Genomic DNA, 13,079 nt, shown 5'->3' with positions numbered 1-13,079 from the left:
ATCCGTCAGGCGTTTACAGGTTGGGATTGACGATGATTTTGACGGCGGATTCGTTGTTGTGAATCAGACGCTCGAAGCCTTCGGAAACCAGCTCGTCCAGCTTGATGCGCTGGGTGATGAAAGGTTCGAGGTTGATTTTGCCTTCTTCCACCAGTTTGATGGTTTCGGCGTGGTCGTTGCAGTAGGCGATGGTGCCGCGCACGTCCAGCTCTTTCATCACGACGCTGTGGACATTGATGGTGGCGGGGTGGCTCCAGATGGAGACGATGACCAAATTGGCGGCGGGTTTGCAGGCGGCCACCAAAGTATCCAGCACTTTGTTGACGCTGGTGCATTCGAATGCGACGTCCACACCTTCGCCGTTGGTCAGTTTTTTCACTTCTTCAACGACATCGACTTCGGACGGGTCGAGGATGTAGTCAGCAACGCTGGATTCGCGGGCTTTGTCTTTGCGCGCCTTGCTCAATTCGGTGATGATGACTTTGATGCCTTTGGCTTTCAATACGGCAGCAAGCAGCAAACCGATCGGGCCTGCGCCACCGACCAATGCGACGTCGCCTGCTTTCGCTCCGCTGCGGACGTAGGCGTGATGGCCGACGGACAGGGGTTCAATCAAAGCGGCTTGGTCTAACGGGATTTTGTCGGAAATCGGATGCACCCAGCGGCGTTTGACGGCGATTTTTTCGGCAAGGCCGCCGCCGCAGCCGCCCAAGCCGATGAAGTTCATGTCTTTGGAGAGGTGGTAGTTGCTGCCTTCGCCGGTCGGTACGTCATCGCGGATGATGTAGGGTTCGACCACGACGTGTTGTCCGACTTTGAGGTCGTCCACGCCTTCGCCGACGGCATAAACCACGCCGGAGAACTCGTGTCCCATCGTTACGGGTGCGGACTCGCCGGAAATCGGGTGCGGATGGCCGCAGGGCGGAATGAAAATCGGACCTTCCATAAATTCGTGCAGGTCGGTACCGCAGATGCCGCACCAGGCGACGTTGATGCCGACGGTGCCGGGGGCGACGGTCGGTTCGGGGATGTCTTCGATGCGGATGTCGCCTTTATCGTAAAAACGTGCTGCTTTCATTGTAACGCTCCTTGTTTTGAGGTTGAAAAGAAAGGTCGTCTGAAAGGTAGGACGGCTTTTCGGGGAAGGGTAGGTGTGCGCTTGAATGACGACAGTTTTTATTATCGGCAGAGCTTGTGTCGTTTGATTGCTGTTATTTTACTACTTTTTGCTTTGGCAGGCAGGCCGTATTTCCAATAAACAAAAAAAGGTCGTCTGAAAACCTAGAAACAAGGTTTTCAGACGACCTTTCGTTTAGCCTGGTGGGAAATGCGGATTACAGGCTGTAATACATTTCAAATTCCAACGGGTGCGGCGCCATGCGGATGCGGCGGACATCTTCCTCTTTGAAGGCGATGTAGCTGTCGATCCAGTCTTTGCTGAACACGCCGCCGCGCAGCAGAAATTCGTGGTCGGCTTTGAGGGCGGCGAGGGCTTCTTCCAAAGAGGCGCAGACGGTTGGGACGAGTGCGTCTTCTTCCGGCGGCAGGTCGTAGAGGTTTTTATCGGCTGGGTCGCCCGGATGAGTTTTGTTTTGAATGCCGTCCAAACCGGCCATCAGCAGGGCGGCGAACGCCAAGTATGGGTTGGCGGTCGGGTCGGGGAAACGCGCTTCGATGCGGCGTGCCTTGCTGCTGTTCACGGACGGGATGCGGATGGACGCGGAACGGTTTTTGGCAGAGTAGGCGAGTTTGGTCGGCGCTTCGAAGTGCGGTACGAGGCGTTTGTAAGAGTTGGTGGACGGATTGGTAATCGCGTTCAGGGCTTTGGCGTGTTTGATGATGCCGCCGATGTAGTAGAGTGCGGTGTCGCTCAAGCCGGCGTAACCGTCGCCTGCGAACAGGTTTTGACCGTCTTTCCAGATGGATTGGTGGACGTGCATGCCGCTGCCGTTGTCGCCCATGATGGGTTTGGGCATAAAGGTGGCGGTTTTGCCGAAGTTGTGGGCGACGTTTTGGATGACGTATTTCATGTCTTGGGTTTGGTCGGCGCGTTTGACTAAGGTGGCGAAGCGCGTGCCGATTTCCATTTGGCTGCCGGTGCCGACTTCGGCGTGGTGGACTTCGACTTCAATGCCGAGTTCTTCCAAAATGTTCACCATGGCGGAACGCAGGTCTTGTCCGGCGTCAATCGGGGCGACGGGGGCGTAGCCGCCTTTGACGGTAGGGCGGTGGCCGGTGTTTTGACCGTCCATGTGCAGGCCGCTTGCCCATGCGCCGCTTTCGGACGTGATTTCGTAACGGGTTTTGTGCATATCGGTTTCAAACTCTACGCCGTCGAAGACGAAGAATTCGGGTTCGGGGCCGAAGTATGCCGTGTCGCCGATGCCGGTGGATTTGAGGTAGGCTTCGGCGCGGCGGGCGATGGAGCGCGGGTCGCGGTCGTAACCTTGACCGTCGGCGGGGTCGATGACGTCGCAGGTGAGGACGACGGTGGTGTCGTCGTAGAAGGGGTCGATGAAGGCAGTCGCGGGGTCGGGGCGCAACTGCATATCGGATGCCTGAATGCCTTTCCAGCCGCCGATGGACGAGCCGTCAAACGCTTGACCGTTTTCAAACCACTCTTCAGGGTCGTCGAGGACGATGCGGGCGGGGATGGTGAAGTGGTGCTGCTTGCCTTTGGTATCGGTAAAGCGCAAATCTACGAAGCGGGCTTCGCTTTCTTCAATCAGTTTTACTGCGTCTTTGATAGACATTTTCGGCTCCTAAATGGGAAGTAACGGATACGGAATCTCGCGGAAAATCTGCTGCATTTTATCACGCCGAAGGTCGTCTGAAACCGCAAATCCGTTAAATTTCTGACTTGCGGAATATAGTTTCAGACGACCTGATTGTCAACAATCTGATACATATTCCAAATTATTGGAAAACAGCGGTATCAGGCGGCAAAGGCGGTTATAATGGACGGTCTTTGCATTTGTCCTGCCGGATAGGATTTTTATGAACACTGTTCCCCGTTATGCCGTTTTCGGCAACCCCGTCGCGCACAGCAAATCGCCGCAAATCCATCGGCAGTTTGCCTTGCAGGAAGGCGTCGAAATCGAATATGAGCGCATTTGCGCCGACACCGGCGGTTTCGCGCAGGCGGTCGAAGCGTTTTTTGCCGACGGCGGGCGCGGGGCGAATGTTACCGTACCGTTCAAGCAGGAAGCGTTTGCCTTGTCGGACGAACATTCCGAACGCGCGTTGGCAGCGGGTGCGGTCAATACGCTGATTTTGCTGGAAAACGGTAAAATACGCGGCGACAATACCGACGGAATCGGACTGACGGACGATATTTCAAAGAGGCTGGGCGTGGAACTGTCAGGTAAAACCGTCTTGCTGCTCGGCGCGGGCGGCGCGGTGCGCGGCGTGATTCCCGTATTGAAAGAATACCGCCCCGCGCGCATCGTTATCGCCAACCGGACCCACACCAAAGCGGCGGAAATGGCGGCGCATTTCGGTATTGAAGCCATACCTTTGGATGAACTGGAAGGCGGCTTCGACATCATCATCAACGGCACATCCGGCGGCTTAAGCGGACAGCTTCCCGCCGTATCGCCCAAAGTCTTTGAACATTGCACTTTGGCTTACGATATGGTTTACGGCGAAGCGGCAGAGCCGTTTTTAGCGTTCGCCCGCCAATCAGGCGCAAAACAAACCGCCGACGGATTGGGCATGCTGGTCGGACAGGCGGCAGCTTCCTACCGGCTTTGGCGCGGCTTTGCGCCCGATGTCCTGCCCGTCGTCCAATATATGAGAGAGTTATAAAATGTTCCGCATCATCAAATGGCTGATTGCCCTGCCTTTGGGCGCATTTATCTTTTTCAACGCTTATGTGTACGGCAACATCATCACTTACCGCGCCGTCGCGCCGAACAAAACCGCTTTCATGGCGATGCGGATGCGGCAGTTTCAAAACGAAGGCAAAGATGTCGCACTCGATTACCGCTGGGTGCCTTACGACCGCATTTCAGTCAACCTGAAAAAAGCCCTGATTGCCTCCGAAGACGCCAAATTCGCCGAACACGGCGGCTTCGACTGGGGCGGCATCCAATACGCCATCAAACGCAACAAACAAAGCGGCGAAGTCAAAGCTGGCGGCTCAACCATCAGCCAACAGCTTGCCAAAAACCTGTTTTTGAACGAAAGCCGCAGCTATGTCCGCAAAGGCGAAGAAGCCGCGATTACCGCGATGATGGAAGCCGTTACCGACAAAGACCGCATTTTCGAGCTGTATCTGAACGCCATCGAATGGCACTACGGCGTATTCGGCGCAGAAGCCGCGTCCCAGTATTTTTACAAACGACCCGCCGCCAACCTGACCAAACAGCAGGCCGCCAAACTCGCCGCCCGCGTCCCCGCGCCGCTGTTTTACGCCGACAACCCCAAAAGCAAACGCCTGCGCAACAAAACCAACATCATCCTGCGCCGCATGGGTTCGGCGGAGCTGCCTGAAAGCGATATGGATTGAGGTCGTCTGAAAACCATGCGACGGGTTTTCAGACGACCTTTGTGCAACTGTAACCCTGTTTGCCATATCACATATATCGCCTATCTTCCCAGTTTCGATACGTTCTTCCGTCATTCCCGCGCAGGCGGGAATCCATTGTAAAACTTGAGAAATCTTGGTTTAAAAAAAGGTTTCTGAATTTCAAAAATGGATTCTCGCCTGCGCGGGAATGACGACAAGCGGTAAGTTGCGTGTCGAAAATAAAGTAATTTAGCTAAAGTCCATAAGGGCGTTGCCGCCTTGTCTCATTTTTATTTTAATCCACTATAATCCACTCCAGAAAACGCCCGTTTCGTCATCTTTACCCCGCCTGTGCGGGAATGACGAAACGGGCGTTTTTGAATGGTTTTCTTTCTGCGCCGCTGTCTTCGGCAAAATTTACGCCACGAAATCCAAGCCTATGTCCAACGAGCGGCTGCTGTGGGTCAGATAGCCGAGGGCGATGCCGTCTACGCCGGTTTGTGCCACGCGCTTCAGGCGGTCGAAGCCGATGCCGCCCGATGCTTCGCAATAGACGGTGTGGGGGTGGGCGGTTTGCGTGTGGCAGCGGTTTGCCGCTTCTTTCAAAGTTTCGTCGTCCATGTTGTCCAGCAAAATCCGTTCCGCGCCCGCCGCGATGGCTTCGTCCAGTTGTGCCAGCGTGTCCACTTCGATTTCCACGCAGGTCAACGGTCCGACTGCCTGCTTCGCCTGTCGCACGGCTTGGGCGATGCTGCCGCAATAGGCGAGGTGGTTGTCTTTGATGAGCACGGCATCGTCCAAACCCATGCGGTGGTTCACGCCGCCGCCTGCCCTGACGGCGTATTTTTGCAGGACGCGCAGCAGGGGGATGGTTTTGCGGCTGCACACGATGTCTGTGCCGTATTCGGCGACTTCGGCAACGGCACGCGCGGTGGCGGTGGCGATGCCGCTTAAGTGTGTGAGGTAGTTGAGCGCGGTGCGTTCGGCGGCGAGCAGGGCGCGGGCGTTGCCTTCGACGGCGGCCAGCGTCTGACCTGCGCGGACGGCTTGCCCGTCGTAGATTTCGGCTTGGAAGCGGACGGACGGATCCATCGTCTGAAAGGCAAGACGTGCCAAGTCCATGCCGGCGATGACGCCGTTTTCGCGGCTGACGAGGAAGAGTTTGGCGGTTTTATCGGGGGCGATGACGGCGGCGGACGTAATGTCGCCGCGCCTGCCCAAGTCTTCGCTCAGGGCTTGTTCGACCATGGGGCGCAACAGGGTGTCGGGCAGGGGGAAGAGGGTGTTTTCAGACGACATGGGGTTTCCTTTGTTGAAAAAGATTGATGTTGCACCGATGGGGCAAAACTTCGTTTGAGGTCGTCTGAAAACGGGTTAACGGCTGCCCAGCGGCAGTCCGATGTCCGAAATCAGCCTGTCGGGCAGGACGTCGTCGCGGAAGCGGTAAAGCTGCGCGGGACGGCCTTTGCTGCCCGATACTCCGGTATCCGACGGCTCGATGAGGTTTTGCTGCTGAATCTGGCGGCGGAAGTTTTGCTTGTGCAGCAATCTGCCGCTGATGGCTTCGACGCTGTTTTGCAGTTGCAGCAGCGTGAATTCGGGCGGCATCAGTTCGAAAATCACGGGGCGGTATTTGATTTTGGCACGCAGGCGGGACAGGGCGGTCGCCAACACGCGGCGGTGGTCGTGGCGCATGGGCTGCCCCGTGAGCGCGAAGTCGAAGTTTGCCTGCGGCTCGGCGGCTTCCGCTATCAGGCCGCTTTCATACAGCATTTCATAGCGTTGCAAAACGTATTCTTCCGACCAGTTTTCCGGTTCGACCCCCCAACACAAATGAATGCGCTTGAGCCGCTTTTGGCGCACTTCCTCCGTGTCCGCCGAGTTTGCCCAAATGCGCAGGCGGCTGACGACGGCGTCGCGCTGCCCGCCATCGGTGCGCAAGTCTTCCCATGGGAAATAGCCGTAGCAGTCCTGCCATTTCGCATCCGGGTGCAGGATGCTGTCGGCTGCCTCGCGCACCAGCCCCAAATAGCTGACGTACAAGACGGGCATGCCGTGTTCGTTGCGGCGGTGGGTATCGACAAAGGTGTAAAGCTGTTCCACATAGCCCATAGGCTGCGAAGTCTGCTTGGCGACCCACAGCTTCACGCCCGCCTGCAATGAATTGCGCAGGGGGGAGAGCGGGCCGTTGGGCAGGAGCGTGCCTTGGGCGACGGTCAATACCCGCAGGCCGCCGTCGGTAACAGCAATCAATACGGGAACCAGTTCGACGATGCTTTGCGGCGGGGCTTCGGCTTCGGGGTAGGCGTCCATGCTCGGCTTTCTGTGGGTGGGAAAGGCTTTATTGTAAACCAAAGCGGTTTGTCGGAACGAAGCGGGTCGGTTTTGCGGTATCTCAAACCTGTTTTCAGACGACCTTGCATATTATACTCAAGTTGAGCATAATATAAAAACAGTTTGAAAAACAGACGGCAAACCTTCATGCCGCCTCAAAAACCAGCTACAAGGAAACATCATGCAAACCGCCGCCCGCCGCTCGTTCGACTACGATATGCCCCTCATCCAAACGCCGACTTCCGCCTGCCAAATCCGTCAGGCGTGGGCGAAGGTTGCCGACACGCCCGACCGCGAGACGGCAGGTCGTCTGAAAGACGAAATCAAGGCTTTGCTGAAGGAGAAAAACGCGGTCTTGGTGGCGCATTATTACGTCGATCCGCTGATTCAGGATTTGGCTTTGGAGACGGGCGGATGCGTGGGCGATTCGCTGGAGATGGCGCGCTTCGGCGCGGAACACGAGGCCGGTACGCTGGTGGTGGCGGGCGTGCGCTTCATGGGCGAGAGCGCGAAAATCCTCTGCCCTGAAAAAACGGTGCTGATGCCTGATTTGGAGGCGGAATGTTCTTTGGATTTGGGTTGTCCCGAAGAAGCGTTTTCAGCGTTTTGCGACCAACACCCCGACCGCACGGTGGTGGTGTACGCCAACACTTCCGCCGCCGTGAAAGCGCGTGCCGACTGGGTGGTAACGTCTTCGGTGGCGTTGGAAATCGTGTCGTATTTGAAATCGCGCGGCGAGAAGCTGATTTGGGGGCCCGACCGCCACCTCGGCGACTACATCCGCCGCGAAACGGGCGCGGATATGCTGCTGTGGCAGGGTTCGTGCATCGTCCACAACGAATTCAAAGGGCAGGAGCTGGCGGCCTTGAAGGCGAAGCACCCCGACGCGGTGGTGCTGGTTCATCCTGAATCGCCGCAAAGCGTCATCGAGCTGGGCGACGTGGTCGGCTCGACCAGCAAGCTACTCAAAGCCGCCGTATCGCGCCCCGAAAAAAAATTCATCGTGGCGACCGACTTGGGCATCCTGCACGAAATGCAAAAGCAGGCGCCCGATAAAGAATTTATCGCCGCACCGACGGCGGGCAACGGCGGAAGCTGCAAAAGCTGCGCATTCTGCCCGTGGATGGCGATGAATTCGCTGGGCGGCATCAAATACGCCCTGACGAGCGGACACAACGAAATCCTGTTGGACAGAAAGCTGGGCGAAGCCGCCAAACTGCCTTTGCAGCGTATGCTCGACTTCGCGGCAGGGCTGAAGAAAAAAGATGTGTTCAACGGCATGGGCCCCGCCTGATTTTCCGTCCATATTGCCGTTTCAGACGACCTCTCAAACAAGGACAACACCATGCAAACCGATTGCGACGTATTGATTGCCGGAAACGGGCTAGCGGCGCTGACGCTCGCCCTGTCGCTGCCTGAATCGTTCCGCATCGTCATTTTGTGCAAAAACAGGCTGGACGACACCGCCAGCCGCCATGCGCAAGGCGGGATTGCGGCGGCGTGGTCGGCAGAGGACGACATCGAAAAACACGTTGCCGATACCTTGGAAGCGGGCGCGGGTTTGTGCGACGAAGCCGCCGTCCGCACCATCCTGTCGCAGGGCAAACCGGCAATCGAATGGCTGCTGGCGCAGGGCGTGGCGTTCGACCAAAATAATAACGGCCTGCACCTGACGCGCGAAGGCGGGCACACCTGCCGCCGAATCGCCCACGTCGCCGACTACACGGGCGAAGCCGTCATGCAGAGCCTGATTGCCCAAATACGCCGCCGCCCGAACATCCGCGTTTGCGAGCGGCAGATGGCGTTGGACATCCAAATCGAATCAGGCGCGGCGTGTGGGCTGACCGTCCTCGACTGCCGAACGCAAGAAACCTACCGCATCTGCGCCCGCCATACCGTACTCGCAGGCGGCGGCTTGGGACAGATTTACGCCGCCACCACCACGCCGCCCGAATGCACGGGCGACGTCATCGCCATGGCGATACGCGCAGGCTGCGCAGTCGAAAACCTCGAATTTATCCAATTCCACCCCACAGGCTTGGCAAGGTCGTCTGAAAACGGCCGCACCTTCCTGATTTCCGAAGCCGTGCGCGGCGAAGGCGGCATCCTGACCAACCAATCGGGTGAACGGTTTATGCCGCATTACGACCGCCGCGCCGAACTCGCGCCGCGCGACATCGTTGCCCGCGCCATCGCCGCCGAAATCGCCAAGCAAACGCAAGACTTCGTCTCGCTCGACATCAGCCATCAACCCGCAGCGTTCGTCCGTCAGCATTTCCCTTCCATCCACCGGCACTGCCTGTCCCAATGCGGCTTGGACATCACGCGCCAAGCCATCCCCGTCCGCCCCGTGCAACACTACACCTGCGGCGGCATCCAAACCGACCCCTACGGCAGAACCTCCCTGCCGCAGCTCTACGTCTTAGGCGAAACCGCCTGCACAGGACTGCACGGAGCCAACCGCCTCGCCAGCAACTCCCTGCTCGAATGCGTCGTTACCGCCAGGCTTGCCGCCCAAACCATCGCGGACCGGCAAGCGTTCCAAACCGTACCGTCCAAAAGGTCGTCTGAAAACCCCTACGCCGAAGCAGGCATCTTTTCAGACGACCTCCAAAACACATTCAGCCGCCCCGTCCTGCAAGCATTCAACCAACGCCATCTGGGCATCCTCCGCACCGATACCGGCCTGCGCCGCGCCATCGCCCAACTGCGGCTTTGGAAGCAAAAACAAGCCGAGCCGCACACCGCATCCGAATACGAAAACCGCAACCTGCTCGAATGCAGCCTCGCCGTCGCCCAAGCCGCATACGCAAGGCGGCAAAACATCGGCGCGCATTTCAATACCGATTTGGCAGAGCGTGTCGATTGGAAAAAGCAGGCGGCAGGTTGAAGGGTAGGGTTGTGCGGGGATTTGGGATATTCCTGTGAAGAATGAAGAAAGGTCGTCTGAAACCATTATTTCAGACGACCTTCTTCCAAATCCGAACAAATCAATCCACTCCATCTATTTCCCCTCTAAATATCATCCGTGCAAGCAACAATCGGTGCAATCGGTTAAAATGGGTCGTCTGAAATTTGTTTGACCGAATTGAGAAAACCATGTCCCAACAATACGTCTATTCTATGCTGCGCGTGAGCAAGGTTGTGCCGCCGCAGAAAACCATCATTAAAGATATTTCCCTTTCTTTCTTCCCCGGCGCGAAAATCGGTTTGCTCGGTTTGAACGGCGCGGGCAAGTCCACCGTGCTGCGGATTATGGCGGGTGTGGATAAGGAATTTGAGGGCGAAGCCGTGCCGATGGGCGGCATCAAAATCGGCTATCTGCCGCAAGAGCCGGAGCTTGATCCTGAAAAAACCGTGCGCGAGGAAGTGGAAAGTGGTTTGGGCGAAGTGGCTGCGGCGCAGAAACGTTTGGAAGAAGTGTATGCCGAGTACGCCAATCCCGATGCGGATTTTGACGCGCTGGCGGAAGAACAGGGTCGCTTGGAAGCGATTATCGCGGCAGGTTCGTCCACGGGCGGTGGTGCGGAACATGAATTGGAAATCGCCGCCGATGCGCTGCGCCTGCCGGAATGGGATGCCAAAATCGGCAATTTGTCCGGCGGTGAAAAACGCCGCGTTGCCTTGTGCAAACTCTTGTTGAGCAAGCCCGACATGCTGCTGCTGGACGAGCCGACCAACCACTTGGATGCGGAATCGGTCGAATGGCTGGAGCAATTCTTGGTGCGCTTCCCCGGCACGGTCGTTGCCGTAACGCACGACCGCTACTTCTTGGATAACGCCGCCGAATGGATTTTGGAACTCGACCGCGGACACGGTATTCCGTGGAAAGGCAATTACTCGTCTTGGTTGGAGCAGAAAGAAAAACGCTTGGAAAACGAGGCGAAATCCGAAGCTGCGCGCGTGAAAGCGATGAAGCAGGAATTGGAATGGGTGCGCCAAAATGCCAAAGGCCGCCAAGCCAAGTCCAAAGCGCGTTTGGCGCGTTTTGAGGAAATGAGCAACTACGAATACCAAAAACGCAATGAAACGCAGGAAATCTTCATTCCCGTCGCCGAGCGTTTGGGTAATGAAGTGATTGAATTTGTGAACGTTTCCAAATCGTTTGGCGACAAAGTGCTGATTGACGATTTGAGCTTCAAAGTGCCTGCGGGCGCGATTGTCGGCATCATCGGCCCGAACGGCGCGGGTAAATCGACGCTGTTCAAAATGATTGCGGGCAAAGAGCAGCCTGATTCCGGCGAAGTGAAAATCGGGCAAACCGTGAAAATGAGCCTGATTGACCAAAGCCGCGAAGGTTTGCAAAATGACAAAACCGTGTTCGACAACATTGCCGAAGGCCGCGACATTTTGCAGGTCGGACAGTTTGAAATCCCCGCCCGCCAATATTTGGGTCGTTTCAACTTTAAAGGCAGCGACCAAAGCAAAATCGCTGGACAGCTTTCCGGCGGCGAACGCGGACGTTTGCACTTGGCAAAAACCTTGTTGAGCGGCGGCAATGTGTTGCTGCTGGACGAACCGTCCAACGACCTCGACGTGGAAACCCTGCGCGCGCTGGAAGATGCATTGCTGGAATTTGCCGGTAGCGTGATGGTCATTTCGCACGACCGCTGGTTCCTCGACCGCATCGCCACGCATATTCTGGCGTGCGAAGGCGATTCGAAATGGGTGTTCTTCGACGGCAACTATCAGGAATACGAAGCCGACAAGAAACGCCGTTTGGGCGAAGAGGGCGCGAAACCGAAACGGATTAAATATAAGCCGGTAACGCGTTGATAGGAAAATAAGAAAACGTCGTCTGAAAACTTGAAAAAGGGTTTTCAGACGACGTTTTTATTGTGATTACTGTTTATTTATGTACAGAAATGAAGATTAGACCTTAATTTCCGATTTATAGTGAATTAAATTTAAATCAGGACAAGGCGACGAAGCCACAGACAGTACAAATAGTACGGCAAGGCGAGGCAACGCCGTACTGGTTTAAATTTAATCCACTATATTTATCTGTGGAAGTTTCAGACGATGTTGACTAAGGGAGAAATATGCCGCATCAAACCTTATTTTTGAGAGGCGAGGAAGCCGCTTAGCTCGAATTCGAAAGGCATTCCGTTTTGTGCGCCAGAGCGGGTAATAGACAGGGCGGCAGCGGCGCAGGCCTTGCGTACGGCGATGTCTATGCCTTCGTGCCAGAATACTGCTAATGCACCGTTGAAGGCATCGCTGGCACCCGTGGTGTCGGAGGTTTGTACCTTAAAACCTGAAACATGGCGCAGACGGCCTTTGGGGTCTTTATATACGGCGCCTTTACTGCCTGAAGTCATCAGGACGGGGCAGGGGGATTTTAAAATCAACTCTTCGGGAGACAAGCCTTGCGGTGCTCCCAAGCTGGCGGCAAGCTCATAGCGGTTGGGTGTTAAGATGGTAATTTGCTCCAACAATTCTTTCGGGATGGCGCGGGCGGGAGCAGGATTTAGGATAAAGGGTTTATTGTATTTTGCTGCCAGCCTTGATGCAGCCATCACGCACTCCATCGGAATTTCAAGCTGGCTGAGGATGATGTCGGCTTCGGCAAACCGTTCTTCTGCGGCTTCGATGTCGGCAACGGTCAGATACATATTTGCGCCGGCAATAACGATGATGGAATTTTCTTCGTCGGCAACGGTAATGTTTGCCATGCCGCTGTTTTGTCCCATGATGGTTTGGACATAATCGGTACATATGCCTTCGTGGCGGAGGTTGGTTACCATTTCCAGTCCGAAATCGTCGTCGCCGACTGCACCGATGATGGTTACGCATGCACCTAGGCGTGCGGCGGCAACTGCTTGGTTGGCACCTTTGCCTCCCATGTAGCGATGGAATGAACTTCCCAGCAAAGTCTCGCCCGCGCGCGCGAATTGGGTGGCGCGGGTTACTAAATCCATGTTGATACTACCGACGACGACGACTTTGGTATGGAGCATTCTGATATATCCCTTTTGAAACACGATACAACCGTATCAGGCGGTCTTTATTGATATTGAAATATGCAGGAGAAACCGCATTCTCTATGCCGATAAGCATTTTGCGTCATTGTACCCGCTGGAATTGCAAATGCAATATTAATTCCCGTTTTTCATATTTTAATATCGGATTTTGTTGTAATTAAATCGTAAAATTTCGGAAATTTCATACCGTTTGAATGCTAAATCTGTACATTGGTCGGTTTTTATTTTGTTTTTTATAAAATTTAAATAGA

At 55.7% G+C, this 13,079-nt stretch carries 10 protein-coding genes and 1 pseudogene; 6 read left to right on the top strand and 5 right to left on the bottom strand.

What is annotated here, in order from left to right:
* Positions 1-13: 13 nt before the first annotated feature.
* Both DBY90_RS08685 and glnA read right to left on the bottom strand, forming a co-directional pair.
* Complete coding sequence (locus tag DBY90_RS08685) at positions 14-1,078, bottom strand: 2,3-butanediol dehydrogenase (RefSeq protein WP_070492667.1); 1,065 nt, start codon at positions 1,076-1,078, stop codon at positions 14-16.
* Positions 1,079-1,334: 256 nt separating this feature from the next.
* Positions 1,335-2,753 (bottom strand): type I glutamate--ammonia ligase, encoded by a 1,419-nt coding sequence (glnA, locus tag DBY90_RS08675; RefSeq protein ID WP_070492666.1) that lies wholly within the window; start codon positions 2,751-2,753, stop codon positions 1,335-1,337.
* Positions 2,754-2,997: 244 nt separating this feature from the next.
* Here glnA and aroE point away from each other — a divergent pair, with 244 nt between their 5' ends.
* Positions 2,998-3,807: a shikimate dehydrogenase gene (gene aroE, locus DBY90_RS08670; protein ID WP_070492665.1), complete on the top strand. Its 810-nt coding sequence runs from the start codon at positions 2,998-3,000 to the stop codon at positions 3,805-3,807.
* Between the two features lies 1 nt (position 3,808).
* The gene (mtgA, locus tag DBY90_RS08665; protein ID WP_016687383.1) at positions 3,809-4,510 is read left to right on the top strand and encodes a monofunctional biosynthetic peptidoglycan transglycosylase; all 702 of its coding nucleotides are present in this window, start codon (positions 3,809-3,811) and stop codon (positions 4,508-4,510) included.
* 417 nt (positions 4,511-4,927) lie between these two features.
* Here the strand turns inward: mtgA and nadC are convergent, their stop codons facing one another.
* Both nadC and DBY90_RS08650 read right to left on the bottom strand, forming a co-directional pair.
* Complete coding sequence (gene nadC / locus DBY90_RS08655; RefSeq protein ID WP_070439873.1) at positions 4,928-5,809, bottom strand: carboxylating nicotinate-nucleotide diphosphorylase; 882 nt, start codon at positions 5,807-5,809, stop codon at positions 4,928-4,930.
* 75 nt (positions 5,810-5,884) lie between these two features.
* Positions 5,885-6,823, bottom strand: a complete 939-nt coding sequence (locus DBY90_RS08650) for an NUDIX hydrolase (protein ID WP_049230405.1) — start codon at positions 6,821-6,823, stop codon at positions 5,885-5,887.
* Positions 6,824-7,025: 202 nt separating this feature from the next.
* On the opposite strand from DBY90_RS08650, the gene nadA reads away from it, so the two are divergent.
* The 4 genes and pseudogenes from nadA to DBY90_RS13685 form a co-directional block, all read left to right on the top strand.
* Positions 7,026-8,138: a quinolinate synthase NadA gene (nadA, locus tag DBY90_RS08640; protein ID WP_080614447.1), complete on the top strand. Its 1,113-nt coding sequence runs from the start codon at positions 7,026-7,028 to the stop codon at positions 8,136-8,138.
* Between the two features lie 51 nt (positions 8,139-8,189).
* On the top strand, positions 8,190-9,734 hold the full coding sequence (nadB, locus tag DBY90_RS08635; RefSeq protein ID WP_107987010.1) for an L-aspartate oxidase: 1,545 nt from the start codon (positions 8,190-8,192) through the stop codon (positions 9,732-9,734).
* Positions 9,735-9,943: 209 nt separating this feature from the next.
* Positions 9,944-11,620: an energy-dependent translational throttle protein EttA gene (gene ettA / locus DBY90_RS08630; RefSeq protein ID WP_003756559.1), complete on the top strand. Its 1,677-nt coding sequence runs from the start codon at positions 9,944-9,946 to the stop codon at positions 11,618-11,620.
* A 116-nt stretch (positions 11,621-11,736) separates the two neighbouring features.
* Positions 11,737-11,847, top strand: a pseudogene (locus DBY90_RS13685) (IS5/IS1182 family transposase); the annotation flags it as partial.
* 54 nt (positions 11,848-11,901) lie between these two features.
* On the opposite strand, the gene DBY90_RS08625 reads toward DBY90_RS13685, so the two are convergent.
* On the bottom strand, positions 11,902-12,804 hold the full coding sequence (locus DBY90_RS08625; protein WP_003741510.1) for a ribokinase: 903 nt from the start codon (positions 12,802-12,804) through the stop codon (positions 11,902-11,904).
* Between the last annotated feature and the right edge of the window lie 275 nt (positions 12,805-13,079).

The sequence above is a fragment of the Neisseria mucosa genome, assembly GCF_003044445.1.
Taxonomy (GTDB): Bacteria; Pseudomonadota; Gammaproteobacteria; order Burkholderiales; family Neisseriaceae; genus Neisseria; species Neisseria mucosa_A.
The sequence above is the reverse complement of the archived record's forward strand: the minus strand, read 5'-3'. Positions and strand labels throughout refer to the sequence as shown.